Genomic DNA, 21,283 nt, shown 5'->3' with positions numbered 1-21,283 from the left:
GCCGCCGGCGGCGCAGCGGTCCGATCAGCCGAGAATGCCCCGACCGCCCACGTACCAGCCACCGTCGCCGTCAGCACCGCTGCGATCAGGACCGCCGCGCGGAGCGGGGATCGCGGCACCCAGCGGCCCCGTGAGAGCGGGGAGCTTCTGGTCATCGCGTTCCCTCCTCTCGGGGGCGAGGCTCAGCAGGGGCGGACGGATCGGGATCGGGCGCGGGAGCACCTCGGCGAGGGCTCGGATGGGCGGGGCCGGGCCGGCCAGCGACGTTCTGACGGGCGTGATCGGCGCCGGCGCGGGCGCGGGAGGCGGATCCGGCGCGGCGCGGACGGGCGGCTGCGGCCGGGGCAGGACCATCGAGCCGAGCGACGTGAGCCGGCGCACCGGCCGCACGACCATCCAGAACAGGCCCGACACCACCGCGCCCACGACGAGCGTCAGCACGGGCGCGATCCCGCTGCCCGGCCGCAGCATCATCACCACCAGCCACGCGTGCGCCGCCGCCAGCGCGGCCGCGAGCACCGCGTTGACCAGCACCCCGGCGACCACGCGGAACAGCCCCACCAGCACGTCCGAACGCATGATCGCGATGACGGCGACGAGCGGCGCGAACAGCACCAGCAGTCGCAGGACGATCATCGCGACGAACACGACGAGCTTCGCCGCTGCCGGGAAGGCGGCCAGCGTGACGGCCTGGAGCAGCGCCGTTCCGCCCGTGCCGACGCGGCTGCCGGCGATGCCCTGGAAGTGGCCGAGCCGGTCGCCCATCTTCTTCGTCAGCTCGGTGAACTGCTGCTTCTTCTTGCCCGCGGTGTCGGCCGTGTCCTGCCCGGCCGCGATCTCGGCACGGGTGAACGCCTGCGCCCGGAGCAGGTCACGGCCCAGGTCACGGGCCTGCGGCACGTCCGAGGAGCCGAACTCGCCGCGCAGCCAGTTCGCGTACACGATCTCCTGGGTGAGCGTCTCCGGCAGCGTGTCGTGGTCGCCGACGCCGAGCTCGCCGAGGAAGCCCTGCTGCATCTGCGTGACGCCGTCGAACAGCACCGCGTCCGATGCCTTCAGCAACGACACCGGTGCCGCGTAGACCAGCCCACCCAGCGCCAGCGCGCCGACCGCGACCAGCACGCGCTGCGCCTGCTGGGCGAGGTCGCCCCGCGCGGCCAGCCACAGCAGCCCGATCGCCAGACCGAGCACGGCCACGCCCACCCACGTCGTGAAGACGGTGCGGTACATCGCGCCGACGCCGGTGTGCAGCAGCTCGTCGAGCCCGTCGAGCTGGTCGGCGGTGCCCAGCTGGTAATGCAGCCCGTTGGCCGCGGCGACGATCACCTTGGCCGCGTTGAACAGGGTGTTGCCCACCCACGTGTCGGTGCTGGCCGACGTCGCGTCCGGGCGGTTGCACAGGTCGTAGGTGCGCCACGTCGTGCCCGCGTAGCCGACCTCGCCGTACACCGACGCCGGATCGCCCGTGCCGGGCGGCGTGGGGTCGAGCAGCCCCACCAGCCCGCTGCCCGGGCGGTCCGGCTCCGGCGCGATCGCGCAGCCCCCCGACGGCTGCGCGAACGCCGGCGACCCGATCAGGAACGCCCCCGCGACCAGCGCGAGGACGACGAGCACGCGTCTCATGAGACGTCCCAGGAGAGCTGCGGCGTGCGCTGCCCGGGCCACGTCGGGAGGTCGTGGACGACCTCCGGCTCCGCGGCCGGAAGCACCCCCATGGGCCGGCGCCGCAGCTCGCTCGGGGTGCGGAAGCGGCCGGAGTCCGCGACCGCCGCCGACGGGTTGGTGTCGAGCGCCGCCCGCAGGTGCGCCAGGTGCGGAGCCGACAGGTCGATCCGGATCGCCTCCACGCCGCCGCGCCCGTCGGCGAAGACGAACTGGCGCGGGTGGTCGGGCCCGTGCTGGGCGGAGAGGGTGGCGAGCAGCGGCTCGTACCCGACGCCCGTCGGCACCCGCAGCAGCCGCAGCGCGTCGGCCTGCGCCTCGGCGTCGTCCGTGCGGCCGACGAACACGGCGTCGACCAGCGACGCGAAACCGGACACCCGCAGGAGGTCGCCGGCCAGCTGGGACGCGAAGAGGGCGCGGACGTTGAACTTGCGGGAGTCGCGGGCGAGCCGGTCGATCAGCACCTTGCCGGTGGGGACCTGAGAGAGGAAGTGCGTCTCGTCCAGCGCGACGCCCTTGCGCGCGTTCGGGTCGGCGTCGTAGATCGTGCGCTGGGTCAGCCACGACGCGAGGTTGAGCAGCTCGACGCCGAGTGCCTCGGTGTCGCTCCACTCCTCGCGCGGGCTGCCCGGCCGCGGCAGGGTCAGGCCCTGCATCGTCAGCACGGTGAGCCGGATGTCGGCGTCGCCCGTCCACGGGTCGGTGGCGCCGTCGCCGGTCGGGAACAGCAGCGCGGCCTGCGGCAGATCACGACGCTCGTCCAGGAAGTCGGCGACGATGCCGGCGTGCTCGTCACCGTCCACGGCGTGCTGGCGGAGGGTGTCGACCACCAGGCCGGGATGCCGGTCGGGTGCCCCGCCGACCTGCTTCACCGCGCGCTGCAGCCGGATGCGCGTCTCCGGCATCCGCGCGACGTCGTGCGGCAGCAGGCCGGTCAGCACCTGCACGACCAACTGCCGACGGGTGGCCGCGGCGGCACGGCGCTCGTCGCGCCACTGCTGCTCGGCCGTGGCGGACGCCGTGTCGGTGAAGTGCGCGAGGTGCGGCTCGGCCACCACCCGGTACGGGTTGAGCACGCCCGGCGCGGCCCGCATCAGGTTGACGTGCCGCGCGAACGGCGCGATCTCCGGCAGCTCGGTGAGCCGGGCCAAGGGACCGGACGGGTCGAGCACCGTCCAGCGGGCACCGGCCAGCAGCGTCTTGTGCACGACCGTGCCGACCAGGTTGCTCTTGCCGCTGCCCAGCCCGCCCACGATCGCGGTGAGCCCGGAGCGCTGGTGCTGCTCCTGCGCGAGCCACGGGTCCCAGGCCACGGGCCGCCGCGTGGCCGTGCACGTCTGTCCGAGCAGCACCCCGCCGTCGTCGCCGATGCTCGCGGCGGCCGCCGGCATGGCGGCTGCGACCCACGTGACCGAGCCACGCCTGCGGTGCCCGCTCGTCGCCACCGGCTCGCCCGGCACGAACTCCCTGGCCAGCCGGAACTGCCCGCGCGGTTGCTCGATCGCGATCTTCGGCCGGTACAGGTCCAGCACCTGCTGCACCCGTGACGTCGTTTCCGCCTCGTCGGCGCCGGTGACCGCGATCCGCCACCATCCCGACGCCCGGGTGTGCATCTGCGTCAGGCCGGCCGAGAGCTGGTCCTCGATCGCCAGCACCTGCTCGGCGGCCCGTTGCAGCGACGTCGGTGGCTCCTCGCCGTGGTCGAGCACGTAGTGCCGCATCTGCGAGCGCACCTTGCCCATCTGGCGGCGCAGCTCCCCGCTCACGTCCTCCGGGCGGCGCACGGTGAACCGCGCCGACCACTCCACGGGGAACGGCAGCCGGTCGGTGCGCTGCATCCACGGGTCGTCGACCTCGGGGATCCGCAGCGGCTGCATCTGCCCCACGGTGAGGACTGCGAGGTGCCGGCGGCGGACCGAGCCGTCCGAGCCCTGGCCGAGCACCGTCACCGTCGGGTCGCCGGGCTCGGCGCACAGCGCCACCTGCCCGGTCAACGCGAGAAGTTCGGGCTCGCCGATCTGCGTGCCCGGCGGCAGCTCCGGCACCGTCATGCCCGGCAGGCCCAGCCCCAGCGAGCGCATGACCAGCCACAACAGCTCGCCCGGACGAGCCGGGGTGGCCGCGAGACCGGGGCCGCCGAGGAGGTCGGTCAGCTCCGCCAGCGACCACTCGACGCCGGACCTCTTGCGGCGCAGCCGGCTCGGCGTCGCGAGGTCGACGCCCAGGAAGACCTCCTTCTCCGCCGGGTCGCTTGCCGCCAGGTGCTGCTGCTCGCCCTGCAGGAACCGCGGCCACGACAGCGCTCCCGCAGGCGTCGGCGGCCGGTCGATCGCGTTGCCGTGCGTCACCTCCGCCCAGCGACGCACCTCGTACGGCCGGCTCGTGACGCGCAGTCGCAGGTGCCGCCCGGCCAGCGCCCCGAGCTGGCACGCGATCAGCTGGATCAGCTGCTCCCGCTCGGCGTCGCCGCGGAAGCTCCACGGGTGCGTCGCCAACCGGTACCAGGCCGTCGTCTGCCGCTCGGTGCGCGTGAGGTTGCCCGAGATGCCGCGCAGGGCCAGCCGCGGCTGCGCCGGCAGCGCGGTCATCGCCGCACCCGTGGCGGACGCGGCGTGCGCACGTCCGCCCACCACGACCCGATCAGGTGCCCGAGCGGGCGCTCGTCGTCGATGCGCCGACCCACGAGCCGGACGACCACCACCGTGACCAGCAGCGCCCACACCGTCGACAGCACCCCGAACGGGATGCCCAGCCTGCGCTGCACCGCCATCACCACGACCAGCACCGCGAGCCCCAGCGCGTACGAGACGTAGCGGGCGCGCCACGGGAACGTCAGCTTCGGCGGGCCGAGCCACACGGCGTCGACGCGGTAGACGTCGTCGTCGGTCTGCAGGTTCATCTAACGCCCCTCCGGCAGGCGACGCCGCGGCCCCGGCTCGGGGAACGACCCCGCGACCGCGGCCGCCAGCTCCTCGAACGCGTCGGTGGTGGCGGGGCGGCATGCCGACATGTCGATCCGGCCGCCATTGCCCAGGTGCGGGTCCGCCGGGATGTCGATCACGGCGGCGCAGCGGGGACCGAAGTGCTCGCGGATCACGCCCTCGTCGATGTCGGAGCTGCCGCGGTCCTGGCTCATCACGAGGATCGCGCCGGCCGCGAGCTGCTCGTACCCGCTGCCGGCGAGCCAGTCGAGCGTCATCGACGCGCGGCTCGCGGCGTCGACCGTCGGCTCGCCGACGATCACCACCCCGTGCGCGGTGGCCAGCACCCCGGCCAGCGCGGCGTGCGACAGGCCGGTGCCGGTGTCGATGACCATCACGTTGTAGCAGCTGGAGAGGGCCTCGATGGCCTCCTCGTACTCGTCCGGCGTGAACGCCGAGCCGTGGCACGGCTCCTGGCTGCCGGCCAGCACGTGCAGGCGTTCGGTGGAGCTCATGAAGTGCTCGATGTCGGCGATCGAGAAGGCCGGCCGGTCGGACAGGAAGTCCAGCAGGTGCTGCATGCCCACCTCGGTGTCGCCGGTGAGCCGATCGGCCAGCGTGCCCAGGTCGGGGTTGGCGTCGATCGTCAGCACCCGGTCGCCGCGCAGCTCGGCGAACGTGAGCCCGAGCATCGCCGCGACCGTCGTCTTCCCGACCCCGCCCTTCACCGACAGCACGGCGATCCGGTGGCAGCCGCGCAGCGGGCGTTGGATGCGCCGCAACCGCTCGGTCCGTGCCGCGGCCTCCGCGCCGGGTCCGGGGTTCCAGCGACCGCCCGTCAGGTCGTAGACCGCGCGCCGCCAGCCCCCCTCCGGCGGGGTGGGCCGCGGGCGCAGCACGAGATCGGACGTGAGGTCGGACGAGACGGCGTTGCCCTTCCAGTCGACCTCGGGCCGCGGCGGCCGCTGCTCGCGCTCGGGCCGGGTGGGGACCATCCGGCGTCGCGGAGTCTGGGGCTGGGGTTGCGGGGTGGCGACCCAGGACGGCGGTTGCTGCAGCTCCGGGGGTGGGGCCGGGTTCCTGCGAGGCGGTTCCGGTGGCTGGGGTTCCTCGACCGGACGTGCCGCCACCGCCCGCCACATCGCCGACGTGTCGGTCGGGGTCTCGACCGGTTCGTCGTCGGTGCCGTCGTCGGCGTAGTAGTCGCTGTCGAGGTCGTCCGTCGACGGACCGGTCGACCACCCCAGCATCCACCCGCGCTGGGCGGGCGGTGGGGTCTCGTCCGAGGCCACCGAACGGACGCCCGGCGGCAGGATCAGGCCCGGTGCGGAGGCCGCGGCCATCGCCGGCTGCGGGGAGGCGGCCCGGAAGACCGGCAGCGGGCCGGACCGCTCCGCCGGCCGCTCCGGCGGCGTCGGCACGGCAGTGCGCTGCGGCGCGGGTGGTGGGTCGTCGGCCGGGACGAAGAAGTCGCCGCCGGCGTACGGGGCGGTCACCGTCCACCTCCCGAGGTCAGCGGCACCACCGCGACGACGAGCCCGCACAGGTCGGTGGTGCCTCCTGGGTTCACCTGACCGGCCACCGGTTCGGTGCCCGCGGTCGACGCCGGTTGCGGCGCGAACCCGGCCTCGGCGAGGTTGGTGGCCAGCGCCACCGCCTGCGGGTCCTTGTTGCCGGCCAGTGCGGTGGCCAAGGCCTGGGCGATCGGCCGCCACACCGCAGCGGACACCGCAGGCGACGCGCCCGCCCCCGTCGCGCACCCGGGCTGGACGGTGCCCGCGCCGGAGTTGCCCTGGTTGGCGCTGCCGTTGCCGTTCTGGCCGGCGCCGGGGTTGCTCGTGCCGGTTCCGCTGTTGTTCGCCGTCCCGTTGCTGGTGTTGCCGTTCGACGTGTTGCCGTTGTTGTTCGTCGTCCCCTTGCCGGTGTTGTTGTTCGAGGTATTGCCGTTGTTGGCAGTCCCGTTGCCGGTGGTGTTGTTGGAGGTGTTGCCGCTGCTGCCGGTGCCGGAGTTGTTGCTGTTGGCGGTGTTACCGGTGCCGCTGTTGCCGCGGTTCTGGGTGCCGGTGTTGTTGTTGTTGCGGTTCTGGTTGCTGGTGCTGTTGTCAGCGGTGCCGCCGTTGCCGGATCTGGTGCCGGACGGGGCGCAGTCGGCGCCGGTGCCGCCCCGCGACGTGGTGCCCGAGCCCGTGCTCCGGTTGGTGCTGTTGTTCGACTTCGGCGCGGTCGACGGCTTCGCCGAAGCGGACGGCTTCGCCGAGGCGGAGGGCTTGGCCGAGGACTTCGCCGAACCGGAGCCGGAGTCCTCGTCGGAGTCCTTGTCCGCGTCCTTGTCCGCGCTCTTCTTGTCCGAGTCCTTGTCGGCCTCGTCGCCGGACTCCTTCTCGGAGTCCTTCTTCGAGTCGTCGCCCGACTCGTCGGAGTCCTCCGAGTCATCTGAGTCATCGCCGTCGTCGGAGTCCGCCGCGACCGGCACGACCACGGCCACCGGGCTGATGTTCAGCGCGGCGATCGAGCGGGCGAGGTTGCGCGCCTCGGGGTCCGCCGCGCCGTTCAACGCCGTGACGAGACGCCCGAGCAACGACTTCCACCTGCTGGAGTCGCCGGCGGCGGCCGGCACCACCCCCGCGGCCGGTTCCGTCCCGTCCGCGTCCTCCCCGGACCCGGCGTCGTCGGAGCTGCTGGAACTGGCGGTGCCGCCGCCGCTGGTGCTGGCCCGGGACGAGCTGCTCGGCCCGGGTGTCGCGCCGCCGCCGGCGGTGCTCTGGCTGCTGGACCCGCCGCTGCCGAACCCGGCGGCGTCGAGCTCCTGCCGCAGCCCGTCGACCTCGGTGCCGTCGACCCCGACGAGCATCTTGGACAGGTCCCTGGCGTCCTGCTCCCACGTCGAGCTGCCACCGCTGGGCGCGGGGCAGGCGGGCGCGGCCGGGCCGGGTGCTGCGAACGCCGCCGGGGTCACGCCCATTACGGCGGCCAGGATGGTGCCGATCAGTTCGTTCGGGCCGGGCATCGCTCAGTTCCCCTCGTTGCCGGAATCGCCGCTCGCGCGGCCGTTTCCTCTGCTGCCGTTCGCGGCGCTGTCCTTCGCGGCGGACGAGCCGCCACCGGTGATCGCTTCGAGAGCGGACGGGATCGCGCCCGTGACGTTGCCGGCGAGCTCCACGCCGCCGGGGGCGTTGCCCGGCGGGCTGTCGCCGTCGCCGAACACGTTGTCGACGATCTTGATCCCGCTGAAGTTGCCTTCCCAGAGGGTGATGCCGTCGCCGCCGTTGCCCCACACGACGTTGTCGCGCACGGTGATGTCGGAGATGTTCCCGGAGGACCACTGGGCCTCGGCGGCGAGCATGATCCCGGGTTTGCTGCCCTCGGTGGTGTCCCACGCCCAGTTGTGGTGGACGTCGACGTCGCTGGCGCCGTCGATGTAGATGTTGGGGCCGCGGTTGCTCCACGAGGCGTTGTGGTGCACGGAGCCGCCGGAGCTCCCGTACTTGATGTCGATGCCCTCTTCGCCGTTGTCGTGCACGCGGTTGTTGAAGACCTCGAAGTCGGTGACCTTCTCCAGGGACAGCGCCTCGCTGTCGGCGGAGGTGCCCTTGGCGTTGGTGCCGTGCACGTCGCAGCCCTCGACGTGCAGGAACTTGGTCTCGTAGATGCGCATGCCGCCGTCCTGGGAGCCGTCGACCTCGCAGTTGGTGAGCGCGATGTGGTCGGAGCCGGTGATCTGGATGGCGAAGCGGCTGCCGTCCTTCACGGTGATGCCGTCGAGGTGCACCCACGAGGCGTTCTGGAGGTCGAGGACGCCGTCGCCGCCACCGGTGATGACGACCTTGGCGCCGGGCGCGGCGCGGTAGGTGACGTAGGCGCCCTCTGCGCCGTTCTTCGGCGTGAAGCTCGGGTAGTCGCCCCCGGCGATCTCGACGACGTCGCCGGGCTGCGGGTTCGCCGACTCGATCGACTGGCCGGAGCCGACGGAGATGACCTGCCCGTTCCCGGTGTCGGTGAAGATCCCCCGCTCCGCCACGCCCTGCAGCGGCTCGTCACCGCTCTGCCCGCCGCCCGTGCTGCCACCACCGCTGTTCGTGCAGTCGGCGGGCGGGGTGCCGTCTGCAGCGAAGCCGAGCTCCAGCAGCCGGGCCCGGATACCGGCCGCCGCCTGCGGGTTGCCGGCCTGCTCCAGCTTCTGCAGCAGCCGCGACGCCGTGGCGGCCCACGAGCAGTCCACGGGTGCCGCCGCCGCGGCCGGCGCGGAGAGCGTGGTGGCGGCGAGCAGGGCTGCGGTCGCTCCACCGAGCGCGAGGTGCCGGCGCATCACTCGCCCCCCGAGCACTGGCCGCCGTCGTTCGTCCCGTTCCAGGCGGCGAGGACGCGCATCCTGTCCCACGGGATGCCGGGGATGGGGGCGAAGCCGCCGCTCAGGCCCGCCTGCTTGTAGACGGGGCTGTCGGGGCCGTACTCGAAGAGGAAGGCGACGCGCGCGCCGCCGTTGTCGCCCACGTACGCGCCGTAGGTCTGCAGCGCCTTGGCGATCATCTTCACGGCGGGGGTGGCGTCGAGGGCGTCGACGTCGACGGCGGGGTCGAGCTGGACGCGCGCTCCCTCGGGGATGGGGTTGCCCAGGCCGGCGTCGTTGCTGCCGTCGGTCTTGGCTGCGGGGTAGCGGCACTCGCCGGCCTTGGCCATGTCGGTGGAGAAGAACAGGGCGTGCGGGATGACGCCCTGCTCGATCTCGCTGATCCGCACGACGGCCGCGAACCGGGCGATGTTGGAGCCGGTGGACGTGCCGCCGCTGGTCTCGCGACCGTCGCCGTCGAGGTCGGTGGCGGCGCCGCCCGCCGCCGTCCAGCCGTCGCCCTCCTTCCTGGCGATCCAGAAGTTGTAGACCTTGCCGGACAGCGGGTCGGCGACGGCGAGGTGGCCGTCGGAGCCGGGGGCGATCTCGGTGTCGGCCGGGATCGGGACGTCGCTGAGCGCGGGTCCGTACTGGCTCGGTTTGATGGAGAAGCGCGGGGTGCTGTCGGTGATCTTGTCCGCCTCGACGAGGGTGACGCCGAAGTCGCCGATGTTGGCGATGTATTCACCACCGGACGCGAGGTCCTTCACCATCGCTGCGGAATCGGGGTCGAGCACGGGGTCGTCGACGATGGGTGACCACAGCCAGTCGGCCTTCGCGAAGTACGGTCGTTCGGCGGTGCCGCTCGGGCAGGTCGCGATCGCCCGCTGCAGCGCCGGTACGAGCCGGGTGGCGCGCGGGTCGAGGCTGCCCTGGAGATCGTCGAGGACCTGCTGGGCGCGGGCCAGCCACGGGCACGCGACGGGCGCGGCGACGGCGGGGGTGCCGATCGTGGATCCGGCGAGGGCCGCGACCGTGACCGCCACCGCGGACAGCGCACGCCGCGACCGCTGAGCGCGGTGCGGCCGTGGGGCGTCCGGGTTGCGCACGATCATCCTGTTCTCGGGGACGTACGAAGTGGATCTTCGGGGCGTACGTCCTCGACGCTAGCGCGCGGTCGGGGAGGCCCGTGGGCGTTTGAGAAAATCGCTGCAGGTCAGTGGGAAACCATGGTTGTCACGGCGGGGTCTGCGCGCCTACGCTTCGCCGCGTTGCCCGAACGGATCGGGCCGACCGGAGGAGTGCGGGTGCTGCAGTTCGCCGACCGGCTCAACCTGTTGTTCCGGGCCTTCCTCAAGCCGCCGAACGCCGCCGGCCGGCGCGAGGAGTGGTCGAACGGCGACATCGCGCGCGTCGCGTCCGAGCTGGGCGGCGGCCCCGGCCTGACCCGCCAGTACCTGCGCATGCTGCGCACGGGCGAGCGCGACAAGCCGTCGCTCGACACCGCCTACGCCATCGCCAGGGCCTTCGAGCACCTCTCGCGCACCGAGTCCGCGCCGGGCCAGGCCAGCGCCGTCATCGCCTACCTCGCCACCGACCCGACGCGTGCGAGCTCGGCCGAGGTCGCGCAGGCCGAGCAGATCCACGACCAGCTCACCCGGGCCGTGGACATGCGGGACAACCCGCTGATCGGGCTCGTCGCGCGGCTGGGGAACCTGCAGGACCCGGAGTCGCTCGACTCGGTCCGCACCCTCGTCGAGCGGCTGGAGGAGCAGGAGCGGGCCGGTCGGCGCTCCCCGTTCCGCAGGCGGCGCGGCTGATGCTCCCGCGATGATCACCGCTGACGACGTCGTCCGCGCGATCGCCATCCTGTGCTGGGGTGTGGTGATCCTGCGCGGGGTCCGCGCGCGCCGCCTCGACGAGACGTGGTGGGCGTGCCTGCTGCTGGCCGTCACCACGACGGTCACGATCGCGTCGAACGCGCAGCTCCTGGCCGACCTCACCGGCATCGGCGCGCTGGCGACCCTCCTCGCCGACGTGACGGCGGTGCTCGCGGCGGCCGTGCTGGTGCGCGGGCTCGCGCACGCGTCCGTCCGCGCCGACCACCGGCCCGTCCCGGCGGCCGCGGTGGTCGGCGGCACGGCCGTCGCGGTGGTCGGGCTGGTCGCGACCTGGCTGTCGGCGCCCCACTCCGCGTCCACGTCGGCCACCCACCCGGCCGTCGCGCTGCACTGGCTGCTGCTGCACACCGCGCTGCTCGCGGCCGTCTCGGTGATCGGCCTCGCCAAGCTGCGCGAAGTGCGCGTGCTGCCGCTGAGCAGCGTGCGCTCGGCCACGGTGCTGCTGCTGTTCGCCGCGGCCTGCCTCGGGCTGGCGTCGGCGCTGGGCGTGCTGACGCAGGTGGCGGCGCTGACCGGCACCGAACCCGCCGGTCCCCTGCCGCACCTGACGCTGCTGCTGCAGTCGGCGTTCGTGGTGCTGTTCCTGGTCGGGGTCACGATGCCGCTGCTGCGTCCGGCGCACTCCGGCGGGGTGGTCGACGAGGTCGCGGCGCTCGCCGACTGGCTCGGCTGCCCGCGCGTCGAGGCGCCGTCCGAAGGGCTGTTCCCCGTGCTCGTGGAGATCCGGGACCGGATGTGGGAGCTGCAGCAGCACCTCGACCGTGCGCAGGTCGCCGCGGCGGCCGTGCACGCCCGCCGGCTGCGGCTGTCGGGAACGTCGGCCCGCGCGTTCACCGCCGCCGTGTGCCTGCAGATCGGCCTCTCGGCGGAAGCGGCCGACCCGGACGGGCGGGCCACCGACCCGGCCGACCTGAGCCGGCTCGGCGGCGGTCGCACCCCCGCCGAGGAGGCCCGATGGCTGGCCGCGATCACGCGGGCGCGGCGCGTCCGGGACGTGTCGGGCGCCGCGCGTCGCATCGCCGCACGCACCCCAGCAGAACCGGCGGTCGAGCGGTGACCACCACGACGAGGACGGGGACGCCGTGAGCGACCAGGGACCCACCGCGCAGCTCGTCGAGCAGTGCCGGACGCGGCTGCACGAGGTGCTGCCCGAGCTGCCGCGCACGATCGCGGGGTTCCGCTCGGCGCTGGAGCGACTGCGGGGGCGGCCCATCCGGGTCGTCGTGGGCGATCCCGGTGACCTGGCCCTGCCGACCGGGCTGTGGCTGCAGCTGCGGCACCGCGACATCGTGTGGGTCGACCGCCGCACCAGCCCGATGCACCAGGTGGTCATCATCGGCCACGAGTTCGGTCACATGGTGTGCGGTCACGAGCCGCAGCCCGTCGACGGCAAGGAGCTGACCGGCCCGCTGCCGGCCTTCGCCGACCAGCAGCTCGGCCTGTCGGCCGCGCACATCACCGCCATCATGGGGCGCTGCAGCGACCTGCGGAGCTGGCTCGGGCGCGCCGACTGCGGGTCAGGCGAGCAGGAGCAGGAGGCCGAGGTGACCGGCCGGCTGATCGCCGAGCACCTGCTCGCCGAGCTCGGCGGGGGACTGGCCGACCTGCTGGGGGAACCGTGACGGCAGGGTCAGGACGGCTGGTCGGGCGGAGCCACGGGCACGTCGCCGAGCCCCTCCCACTCCCGCGCCCGGTCGATCATCTGCATGATCGAGGAGAGGCTCGCCTCCGACAGGCCGGCAGCGTGCAGCGCGACGTCGCGCACCAGGCCGTCGCGCAGCGCGGCGATCAGCTCGAGGTCCTCCTCGATGCGGGCGGCCGTCTCGTCGTTGAAGAAGTAGGCCACCGACACCCCGAAACCGGCGGCCAGCGCTTCCAGCGCCCGCACGGTGGGGCTGCGGCTGGGATCACGGCGCAGCTGGTGGATGTGGCTGTGGGAGATGGCGTGCCCGGCCGCCTCGGCCCGCTGGGCGATCTCGCGGACCGTGTAGGTGCGGCCCATCCCGCCGGGCGGGCGCACCGTCGTGAACAGGTACTCGATCTTCTCGGGCAGCGTCCGGCGGCGCGGGCTGCGGGCGGCACCCGGTGCGTCGGGGGGTCGCGGGGAGCCCACGAGACATCGACCTCCATCCGTACCGGTCGCAGCGCCGTGTCCACGGCGGCGTACGGGTCGGTGCACATCGTGTCATCCATCACGCACCGGATGGAGCGCCACCCCGGCCGCTCGCGACATCACGCGTGCGATTACGCCGTTCGGACGGCATTGGGCCAACTGTGTGTAAAGGGTTCGGCGATCTCGTCTACGGAGGGCGATAGCCCCGATTGCGGAGGGTCGATATGCCTCCGACGTGCTGTTTTGTCGTCGGGCAACTCCGCTCGAATGGCTGACAGATCGTGTGTGATCTGGGTAAGGTCCAGCGTTCGGATGAAGATCGTGCGCCTGTCGGGGGTGGCGCGACGCGTTCCGCGGACGTCATCCGGCGCAATGACGGTGAAGCGATGAGCAGTACTCCACGTCGAGGGGGAAATCGGGTGGAAGAGGTGTCGCACTGCGCGCTGCCGGGGTGCTCGGCGGAGCTGCCGCCGGTGAGCCCGGGGCGGCCACCGCGCCGCTACTGCTCGCCGGAGCATCGCGCGCGGGCCCGCGTCATCAACCGCCGGCGCGCCGCCGAGGCCGCGCACGCCGGCTCCCGGACGCTCGAGCCGGTCGCCGCGAACTCGGCCGTGCTCGCGCCGCTCACCGCGAACCGGTCGGCCCACGGCGGTCCCGCTGCACACTCCGCCGATCCCACCCCCGGTCCCCTTGCGCTGCCCGCCGGCTCGGCACCCGAGCGCCCGGCTGCAGTACCCGGCCCGCGCCGCCCGGTGTCGGCGGCCGCGCTGGCCGCCCTCACCGACCGGATCGACGGTTCCGCGCGGCGTCGCCGCAGGTTGGTGGCGCTCGTCGGCATCACGGGCATGATCGCGTCGGGCGCCGGGTGGCTCAGCTCGAGCGGCACGATCCAGCCGTCGCAGCCGGGTGAGCCACTGGCGTCGAACACGCAGTGGATCTCCGAGGCCGGGGTCCGGCTGGCCGCGATCGGCCGCGAGCTCGACCAGATCAACCAGGCCGAGGCCACCTACGAGACCCGCCTGGCGCCCCAGTTCGCCGGCAAGACCCCGCCGAAGTCGGTGACCCGGCTCAAGCAGCGCAAGTCCCTCCTGCTCCAGCAGCAGGCCGCGCTGCAGTCGCAGGTCGAGACCGTCAAGCAGGTCGACTCGGCGAAGTCGGAGCTCGACGCCGCCGAGAAGCAGGTGGCCGAGCTCGAGGACGTCATCGAGGAGTCCGCGACCCCCACCCGCGACCAGGACCAGGCCGACGCGCTCGCCGCACTGAACCAGCAACGCGACCTGGCGCAGCGGCGCCGCGACTCCAAGAAGGAGGACCTGGACCGGCTCGAGCAAGGCGCCCGGTCCGCGAAGAGCAGCCCCCTCCCGACGGCCGACGACGACTCGCACGACCTGGCCGCCGCCGTCATCGACCTGGTCGAGAACCCCGAAGCCCACAAGGACGACGACGAGGAACCCGGCGACGAGCACCCGTACGACCCGCCGACCGTCGTCGCCGGCGGCCGCGAGTCGAACGAGCGGCGCCACCCCGACCACACCACCGGCGAGCCGGGCGACGACCCCGAGATCGGCCTGCTGCCCGTCGAGCCGCCGGGCGGACGGGCGGGCGACGAGCACCGGCGAGGCGCGCAGCCGGAGGAGTCGGAGGACTCCGGCGGGCTCCTCGGCAAGGCCAAGGACGGTCTGGGCAAGGTGCTCGGCGGCGCCGAGCAGGGGCCGGCGGGTCCTGGTGGGCCGGCTGCGTCGGGCAGTGCTGCGGAGAAGGCGCCGGAGTCGCCGGGGGTGCTGGGCAAGGTCACGGATGGTCTGGGCAAGGTGCTGGGCGGCGCCGAGCAGGAGCCGGCGGGTCCTGGAGGCCCCGCCGCGGAGAAGGCGCCGGAGTCGCCGGGGTTGCTGGGCAAGGGCAAGGGGCTCGCGGGTTCGGAGGCGGAGCCGGCGGGTCCCGGTGGGCCGGCTGGGCCCGGCAGTGCGGCGGAGAAGGCGCCCGAGTCGCCGGGGGTGCTCGGCAAGACCACCGACGGCCTCGGGAAGGTGCTCGGCGGTGGCCGGGGTCGCGACGCCGCGGCGCCCGCCGAACCAGGCCCCACCGGTGCCGACGCCGCGGCGCCCGGCGCGACCGCGGACAACGGTGGCGGGCTGCTCGGCGGGATCGGGCGCGGCCACGGGCAGGCCGGAGGCCCGGCCGCGGCCCCCGAGCCGGGCACGTCCGGGGGCTTGATCGGCGGCGTCACGGACGCCCTCGACGGGCCGGAGCCGGCAGGCTCCGCGGCGGAGGCCGAGCAGTCCCGTGACGACTCCGTGTTCCGCGGCTTCGGGCGCAGCTCGACCGACGACGAACCGTCCCGGCCGCGTGGCAAGTCCGCCCGCATCGGCGGGGGTGCTGCGGACGACAGCGGCAGCGACAGCGCCGACAGCTCGGACAGCGCCGACTCCGGTCCCGTCATGCAGACGCTCGGTGGCGGCGGATCGCCCGCCGTCGTCAGTCCGAGCGAGCTGCGCACGTCCCACGACGACGAGAAGGCGTCCGACTCGGGCAGCTCCGACGAGCAGAACGCCGTCTACCGGCCCAGCTCGTACCGGTCGAGCAACGACTCCTCCGCTCGCTCGTCCAGCCCGCGGTCGAGCTCGTCGGAGCATGAACCATCGGAGTCGACGCGGGAGTCGGCGCAACCGGAGCGCTCGAGTCACTCGTCGAGCACCGACGACGCCGTCGTCGGCCGCGCCGTCCAGATCATGAAGGAGTACACGGCGGAGAACCCGGAGAAGGCCGGCGCCGTGGGTCTGCACGAGGGCATGGACGACGAGGAGTGGGAGCGCGCCGCCCGCACCGCGCTTGCCAAGTACGCCGGCTACGGGTCCGACTCCGACGGGGACGGCTCGCACGGGGAAAGCTCGCACGACGGCAGCTCGAACGGGGACAGCTCGCACAGCGACAGCTCGAACAGGGACGGCTCGAACAGGGACGGCTCGAACAGGGACGGCTCGCAGAACTCCGAGTACTCCGACCAGCACTCGAACCGCAGCTCCGACGGCGACGACCACAGCCGCAGCTCCGGCAACAACTACAGCGAGAGCTACAGCTACAACAACGACTCCGGGCAGCACGACCGCTCGTACCAGGAGAGCGGCGGCCACGACTCCAACGGCGACCGCTCCGACCGCAACTACGGCGGCGATCACCCCGACAGCTACGACAACAGCCACTCGGACGGCAACTCCGATGGCGACCGCGGGTGGAACGACCACGGCGACAACGACGGCAACCGCAACACCGACGGCGACCGCCAGTACGAGCGCAGCTCCGACGGCGACTCCGACCACGGCTCGGAAGACCGGTCCTACCGCGGCGACAACGACGGTGGCGACCACGGCAGCGACCACGGTGGCGATAGCGACCGCGGCGATGACAACGGTGGCGACCGCGATCACGGCGGCGACGACGGTGGGAACCGCGATGACGGCGGTGACCACGGCGGTGGAGACCACGGCGGTGGCGACGACGGCGGCAACAACAACAGCGACGGTGACCACAGCGGCGGCGACAACGGCGGCGACAACGGCGGCGACAACGGCGGCGACAACGGCGGCGGAAACGACGGCGGGGACGGCTGACCGCCGAGCCACCACAGCACGCGCGAACCCCGCCGAGCCGGGCCGGTCCTCCACGACCGGCCCGGCTCGCTCGTTCTGCACGACCCGTTCTCCTGAATCGGACCCGTGCCCGCCCCGGCCCGGATATCCTCGAACCCGACCTGTCCACTGCTGTGAACGGCGGGGTTGCGGTGATCAAGCTCGTGGCTCGGGCCGAGCGCCGGTCGGAGCCGGCCCCGTCCGGCACCGCGAACACGCGGGCGCGGGCCATCGCTGCACTCCCGTTCACCGGCCTCGCCCTGGCGCTGCTCCTGCTCCTGCCCGCCGCACCCGTCGCCGCTCCCGTCCGGGCCGCGGCCGTCGAGCCGCTGGCCGACGCCCGCGCCGCCACCGTCGAGATCACCAGCACGATCGAGGGCACCGACCGGGTCGGCATGGCCGGCAGCGGCGCCGTCGTCGACCTCGAGCGCGGCCTCGTACTGACCAACGCGCACGTCGTCGTCGGTGCGCAACGGGCACGCGTGCGCACCTCCGGCGGCGCCCAGCTCGCGGCCACGGTGCTCGCCGAGGCGCCGTGCGACGACCTGGCCGTGCTCCGGCTGGAGAGCGTGCCCGACGACCTGCGGGCGTTCGTCGTCGACGGGTCGCGCGGCGTGCGCACGGGCGACCGGGTCACGGCGCTGGGCTACCCGGTCCGCGACGACGGCTCGCGGGCCCCGGACGCCACCCCGACGGCAGGTGAGGTCCAGGCACCGCTGGCTGCCGACCGCGCTGCCCGCATCCCGACGAGCGGGCCGCCACTGGGCAGCATGGTCGAGCACTCGGCCGGGCTGATCCCCGGCAACTCGGGTGGCCCGCTCCTCGACGCCGACGGCTGGCTCGTCGGCATCAACACGCTCGCCGGGTCGCAGTCGCTTGCCGGCACCGGGTTCTCGGTGCCCGTGTCGCGAATCGCCGAGCTGCTGCCGGAGCTGGCCGCCGGCCGGGGCGTGCTCGACGTCGGCTGGTCGCTGGTGCCGCCGCGCGATCCCCTGTACGCCGATCTCGTGCCGTCCCGTGACCGCAAGGCGTACGCAGTCACCGTGCAGGAGACCCCGGGGCTGTGGGTGTCCGCCGTCGACGACGGCTCCGCGGCTGCGGGCCAGCTGGAGCGCGGGGACTACCTCACCGCGATCGCCGGCCAGCCGGTGCCCGACGAGTTCGCGGTGTGCGAGGCCCTGCGCGCCCACCGCGGCGAGACGGTCCAGGTCGAGGGCCGCTACCTCGGCAGCGCCGCGCGTTACGACACGCGACCCGGCACGTCGTTCCGCGTCGAGGTCTCGATCCCGGGCTGAGCCTCAGGCCGCGCAGCTGCCGGTCTGCACCTCGGGCGGGGAGTCGCCGAGGGCCAGCGCCTTCTGCACCGCGGGGGTCACCTGGTCGACGCTCAGCACGAACCCGGTCTCCGAGTCGTCGACAGCCGCGCCGAAGACCACCCCGGTCACCTTGCCTGCCGGGTCGATCATGGGGCCGCCGGAGTTGCCGCTCTGCACCTTCGCGCGCACGGTCAGGACGTCGCGGACGACCTCGCCCGACTCGTAGATGTCCGGGCCCTTGAGCTTGATGTTCTGCCGCACCCGGGCCGGCGTGACGGTGAAGTCGCCGTCGAGCGGGTAGCCGAGCACGATCGCGTCGTCGCCCGCCTTGGCCGGTGTCGGCTCGAACTGCAGCGCGTCGGCGCCCAGTGCCCGTCCCACGCGCAGGACGGCGAGGTCGATGCGCGGGTCGTAGTACACGACGTCGGCGGGGAGGTCACGCCCGCCCGTGGCCTCCACGAGTGCGCTCGACGACCCGGCGACGACGTGCGCGTTGGTCATGATCAGGCGCGGCCCGATGACGAACCCGGTGCCCTCCATCTGCCGCTGGCACGACGGCGCCTTCGCCCGCACCTTCATGACGCTCGGACCCACGAGCTTGACCGCGGGGCTCTTCGCCAGCGCCACGTTCGGCGGCCCGATGTCGGTGATCGGGGTCTCGGCGAACGGGCTCAGCACGTCCGGGAAGCCGGAGTTGTCGAGCAGCTTGCGCAGCTCGTCGGGCAGCTCCTTGGCGCCCTCCGGCATGACGCCGTCGACGGCGCGCAGGACCTCCGAGCCCCGCACGCCGGCCGCGAGCGCCGGGAAGCTGGCCGAGGCCAGCGGCAGCGCCACCAGCCACGCGGCGAGCACGACGGTGATCGCCTGCAGGATCGAGCCCAGGGTGGAGTCGACGGCGAGGACCCGCTCGCCCGTGATGCGGTCACGGATCCGGCGCCCGAGGAACACCCCGGTGGTCTCGCCGAGTGCCACCAGCAGCACGACGACGGCGATGCTCACGATGATGCGGGTCGACTGGCTCTCGATGCCCGACGCCAGCACCGGCGCGATCCGCACGCCGATGATCGCCCCGCCGAGCACGCCGACGAACGACAGGGCGGCCACCGCCATGCCGTGCCGCCACCCGGACACCGCGGCGATCACGGCGAGCCCGATCACGACCAGGTCGACCCAACTCACCGACCGACCTCCTGCTGAACCTGTCTCGCCCAGGACCACGCGTCGTCGAGCGTGCGGACGACCGTGGTGTCCCACGGGCGCGCCCACCCTCCCAGATCCAACAACGCGGCCAGCAAGCCCCCGGTGAAGCCCCACACGAGCAGTCCGGAGGCGGCGAACGCCGGACCCTGGAAGCCGGCCGGATGGATCACGGTGAACCGGTTCGCCGGGTCGGCGAGCTGCGCCAACGGCACCCGCGCCACGGACGCCGTCTCGCCGAGGTCCACGGCGCGCACCGCCACCGGACGGGCCCAGTGCGCGATCACCGGCGTGACGACGAACCCGGACGGCGGCACGTACAGGTCGGGCAGCTGCACCAGCGGCACCACCCCGGACGGGTCGAGGCCGGTCTCCTCCTCGGCCTCCCGCAGCGCGGTGGCGACCGGGTCGGCGTCGCCCGGCTCGGCGCCGCCGCCGGGGAACGCGACCTGCCCGGCGTGGTCGCGCAGGGTGGCGGCGCGTTCGACCAGCAGCAGGTCGGGGCCCTGCGGGCCGTCCCCGAAGGCGATCAGGACCGATGCCGGGCGACCGCCACCGGCCGGCGGCACGAGCCTGCGCTGGCCGATCCAGCCCGGCACGACCTCCGCAGCGCGCTCGACGAGCGGGGCCAGCCACGCCGGGGCGAGGTCCGGCCGCACCGCGGTCGCGGGGCCGTCACCGTTGTGCGCGGCGCTCACGACAGCCGCTCCACCGCCGCGGCCACGGCGTCGGCGCTCGCGAACGGGACGGGCGGGTCGACGAGCGCGACGCTGCCGTCCGGTCGCACGAGGTAGCTGAGCGGCACCCCCGGCGGCGAGCGCAGGGCGGTCGGCACTGCCGAGCCCGGATCGGCCACCGACGGCAGCCGGACACCGAGATCGGTCAGCAACTGGAGGGCCGGCTCGTCGGCGTCGCGCACGTCGACGCCGAGCACCGCGACGGCGCCCGGGCGTGCCGCGTACTCGGCCAGCGCCGGCAGCTCCGCGCGGCACGGCCCGCACCAGGACGCCCACACGTTCACCAGCGTCGTCCGGCCGGCCAGCGCGGCGCCGAGGTCGACCCGGCCGCCGTCGCCGAGGCAGGTGACGGTGATCCCGGCGAGCGGGCCGGCCGCGGGCGCCGCACCAGGGCTCGGGCAGGGCGGCAGCGCGGCCGCGGAGCGCAGAGCAGCGATGTCCGTCGCGGGCGCAGGGGCCGCGGTGCGCGGCGCGGGATCGCGCGGCCACAGCGCCACCACCGCGAGCGCGACGAGCACGATCACCACGACCGTCGAGATGATCTCGGCCCGGCGTGGCCCCGTCCGGGTGCCGGTCTCGCTCACTGCGCCTCGGGAACGGCGTCGGTGATGCCGACCATCTCGAGCAGGTGCGCTCGCGACGGGCCCTTGACCAGCGCCGCCGCCGGTTCCAGCTCGATCGGACCCAGGCCGAACGACGGGCAGTCGGCGGCCAGCGTGCACGCCCCGCAGGCCGGCTTCTTGGCGTGGCAGACCCGGCGCCCGTGGAAGATCACCTGATGGGACACGATCGTCCAGTCCCGCTTCGGCACCAGCGCGCCGACGGCTTGCTCGACCTTGACCGGGTCCTCGAGGTCGGTCCAGCCCCAGCGGCGCACGAGCCGGCCGAAGTGGGTGTCGACGGTGATGCCGGGCACGCCGAACGCGTTGCCGAGGATCACGTTGGCCGTCTTGCGGCCGATGCCCGGCAGCGCGACCAGCTCGTCGAGGGTGGCGGGCAGCTCGCCGCCGTGCTTCTCGACGACCGCGGCGCCGAGCCCGATGAGCGCGGCCGCCTTGTTGCGGAAGAACCCGGTCGAGTGGATCTCGGTCTCCAGCTCGGCCCGGTTCGCCTGCGCGTAGTCCAGCGCGGTGCGGTAGTGCCGGAACAGGGCCGGGGTGACCTGGTTGACCAGCTTGTCGGTGCTCTGCGCCGACAGGATCGTGGCGACCGCCAGCTCCAGCGGCGTGGTGAAGTCCAGCTCGCAGTGCGCGTCGGTGTGCGTGGCGGCGAGCGTGCGCAGCATCCGCCCGACCCGCCGCGCCTTGCCGAGCGGCGGCTCGCCGGCCGCGACCCGCTTGGCCAGCCGCGCGGTGGCGCGGGGCAGGCCCTCGCGCACGCTGGTGGTCACCCGTCCAATGTACGGAAGTGCCGAGCGGGCGTGCCGGCCGGCACGGATGCCACCGAACGGTCACGTTCGGTGGCTCTCCGCAGGTACGGGTCA

17 protein-coding genes are annotated in these 21,283 nt (G+C 73.9%); 5 read left to right on the top strand and 12 right to left on the bottom strand.

What is annotated here, in order from left to right; all coding sequences use genetic code 11:
* Positions 1 to 24: 24 nt before the first annotated feature.
* The 7 genes from ACQEVB_RS06370 to ACQEVB_RS06340 are packed head-to-tail and all read right to left on the bottom strand — an operon-like array spanning position 25 to position 10,025.
* Positions 25 to 1,623 (bottom strand): hypothetical protein, encoded by a 1,599-nt coding sequence (locus ACQEVB_RS06370; RefSeq protein WP_432966390.1) that lies wholly within the window; start codon positions 1,621 to 1,623, stop codon positions 25 to 27.
* On the bottom strand, positions 1,620 to 4,250 hold the full coding sequence (locus ACQEVB_RS06365) for an ATP-binding protein (RefSeq protein ID WP_432966388.1): 2,631 nt from the start codon (positions 4,248 to 4,250) through the stop codon (positions 1,620 to 1,622). The genes ACQEVB_RS06370 and ACQEVB_RS06365 overlap by 4 nt, the downstream gene beginning before the upstream one ends.
* The gene (locus ACQEVB_RS06360; RefSeq protein WP_432966386.1) at positions 4,247 to 4,561 is read right to left on the bottom strand and encodes a hypothetical protein; all 315 of its coding nucleotides are present in this window, start codon (positions 4,559 to 4,561) and stop codon (positions 4,247 to 4,249) included. Before ACQEVB_RS06360 ends, ACQEVB_RS06365 begins: the two co-directional genes overlap by 4 nt.
* Complete coding sequence (locus ACQEVB_RS06355; protein WP_432966384.1) at positions 4,562 to 6,079, bottom strand: AAA family ATPase; 1,518 nt, start codon at positions 6,077 to 6,079, stop codon at positions 4,562 to 4,564. It abuts the gene before it with no gap.
* A complete protein-coding gene (locus ACQEVB_RS06350; RefSeq protein WP_432966382.1) occupies positions 6,076 to 7,590 on the bottom strand; it encodes a hypothetical protein in 1,515 nt (504 codons plus the stop codon). Before ACQEVB_RS06350 ends, ACQEVB_RS06355 begins: the two co-directional genes overlap by 4 nt.
* 3 nt (positions 7,591 to 7,593) lie before the next feature.
* Complete coding sequence (locus ACQEVB_RS06345) at positions 7,594 to 8,889, bottom strand: right-handed parallel beta-helix repeat-containing protein (protein WP_432966380.1); 1,296 nt, start codon at positions 8,887 to 8,889, stop codon at positions 7,594 to 7,596.
* Positions 8,889 to 10,025: a hypothetical protein gene (locus tag ACQEVB_RS06340; RefSeq protein ID WP_432966379.1), complete on the bottom strand. Its 1,137-nt coding sequence runs from the start codon at positions 10,023 to 10,025 to the stop codon at positions 8,889 to 8,891. The genes ACQEVB_RS06345 and ACQEVB_RS06340 overlap by 1 nt, the downstream gene beginning before the upstream one ends.
* 156 nt (positions 10,026 to 10,181) lie before the next feature.
* On the opposite strand from ACQEVB_RS06340, the gene ACQEVB_RS06335 reads away from it, so the two are divergent.
* Genes ACQEVB_RS06335 through ACQEVB_RS06325 form a run of 3 tightly spaced genes read left to right on the top strand, consistent with a single transcriptional unit; the run spans position 10,182 to position 12,433 of the window.
* A complete protein-coding gene (locus tag ACQEVB_RS06335; RefSeq protein ID WP_432966377.1) occupies positions 10,182 to 10,730 on the top strand; it encodes a hypothetical protein in 549 nt (182 codons plus the stop codon).
* Between the two features lie 10 nt (positions 10,731 to 10,740).
* Positions 10,741 to 11,868, top strand: a complete 1,128-nt coding sequence (locus ACQEVB_RS06330) for a DUF6545 domain-containing protein (RefSeq protein WP_432966375.1) — start codon at positions 10,741 to 10,743, stop codon at positions 11,866 to 11,868.
* 25 nt (positions 11,869 to 11,893) lie between these two features.
* Positions 11,894 to 12,433 carry a hypothetical protein gene (locus ACQEVB_RS06325; RefSeq protein ID WP_432966373.1) on the top strand — a complete coding sequence of 180 codons (540 nt, stop codon included), beginning with the start codon at positions 11,894 to 11,896 and terminating at the stop codon, positions 12,431 to 12,433.
* Positions 12,434 to 12,441: 8 nt separating this feature from the next.
* On the opposite strand, the gene ACQEVB_RS06320 is transcribed toward ACQEVB_RS06325, so the two are convergent.
* On the bottom strand, positions 12,442 to 12,924 hold the full coding sequence (locus ACQEVB_RS06320) for a helix-turn-helix domain-containing protein (protein ID WP_432966371.1): 483 nt from the start codon (positions 12,922 to 12,924) through the stop codon (positions 12,442 to 12,444).
* A 419-nt stretch (positions 12,925 to 13,343) separates the two neighbouring features.
* Here ACQEVB_RS06320 and ACQEVB_RS06315 point away from each other — a divergent pair, with 419 nt between their 5' ends.
* Positions 13,344 to 16,532, top strand: a complete 3,189-nt coding sequence (locus ACQEVB_RS06315) for a hypothetical protein (protein ID WP_432966369.1) — start codon at positions 13,344 to 13,346, stop codon at positions 16,530 to 16,532.
* Between the two features lie 170 nt (positions 16,533 to 16,702).
* A complete protein-coding gene (locus ACQEVB_RS06310) occupies positions 16,703 to 17,845 on the top strand; it encodes a S1C family serine protease (RefSeq protein WP_432966367.1) in 1,143 nt (380 codons plus the stop codon).
* 3 nt (positions 17,846 to 17,848) lie between these two features.
* On the opposite strand, the gene ACQEVB_RS06305 is transcribed toward ACQEVB_RS06310, so the two are convergent.
* Genes ACQEVB_RS06305 through nth form a run of 4 tightly spaced genes read right to left on the bottom strand, consistent with a single transcriptional unit; the run spans position 17,849 to position 21,190 of the window.
* Positions 17,849 to 19,045 (bottom strand): MarP family serine protease, encoded by a 1,197-nt coding sequence (locus tag ACQEVB_RS06305; protein ID WP_432966365.1) that lies wholly within the window; start codon positions 19,043 to 19,045, stop codon positions 17,849 to 17,851.
* On the bottom strand, positions 19,042 to 19,761 hold the full coding sequence (locus ACQEVB_RS06300) for an NUDIX hydrolase (protein ID WP_432966363.1): 720 nt from the start codon (positions 19,759 to 19,761) through the stop codon (positions 19,042 to 19,044). Before ACQEVB_RS06300 ends, ACQEVB_RS06305 begins: the two co-directional genes overlap by 4 nt.
* On the bottom strand, positions 19,758 to 20,384 hold the full coding sequence (locus tag ACQEVB_RS06295; RefSeq protein ID WP_432966361.1) for a TlpA family protein disulfide reductase: 627 nt from the start codon (positions 20,382 to 20,384) through the stop codon (positions 19,758 to 19,760). Before ACQEVB_RS06295 ends, ACQEVB_RS06300 begins: the two co-directional genes overlap by 4 nt.
* Positions 20,381 to 21,190 (bottom strand): endonuclease III, encoded by an 810-nt coding sequence (gene nth / locus ACQEVB_RS06290; protein ID WP_432966359.1) that lies wholly within the window; start codon positions 21,188 to 21,190, stop codon positions 20,381 to 20,383. The genes ACQEVB_RS06295 and nth overlap by 4 nt, the downstream gene beginning before the upstream one ends.
* Positions 21,191 to 21,283: the final 93 nt, after the last annotated feature.

It is taken from the genome of Pseudonocardia sp. CA-107938 (assembly GCF_050936315.1).
Taxonomy (GTDB): Bacteria; Actinomycetota; Actinomycetes; order Mycobacteriales; family Pseudonocardiaceae; genus Pseudonocardia.
This window is presented reverse-complemented; position numbering and strand designations above follow the sequence as displayed.

Coding starts and splice junctions, on each gene's coding strand:
- ACQEVB_RS06370 (WP_432966390.1), bottom strand. CDS start 1,623: ATGAGACGCGTGCTCGTCGTCCTCGCGCTGGTCGCGGGGGCGTTCCTG.
- ACQEVB_RS06365 (WP_432966388.1), bottom strand. CDS start 4,250: ATGACCGCGCTGCCGGCGCAGCCGCGGCTGGCCCTGCGCGGCATCTCG.
- ACQEVB_RS06360 (WP_432966386.1), bottom strand. CDS start 4,561: ATGAACCTGCAGACCGACGACGACGTCTACCGCGTCGACGCCGTGTGG.
- ACQEVB_RS06350 (WP_432966382.1), bottom strand. CDS start 7,590: ATGCCCGGCCCGAACGAACTGATCGGCACCATCCTGGCCGCCGTAATG.
- ACQEVB_RS06345 (WP_432966380.1), bottom strand. CDS start 8,889: ATGCGCCGGCACCTCGCGCTCGGTGGAGCGACCGCAGCCCTGCTCGCC.
- ACQEVB_RS06340 (WP_432966379.1), bottom strand. CDS start 10,025: ATGATCGTGCGCAACCCGGACGCCCCACGGCCGCACCGCGCTCAGCGG.
- ACQEVB_RS06330 (WP_432966375.1), top strand. CDS start 10,741: ATGATCACCGCTGACGACGTCGTCCGCGCGATCGCCATCCTGTGCTGG.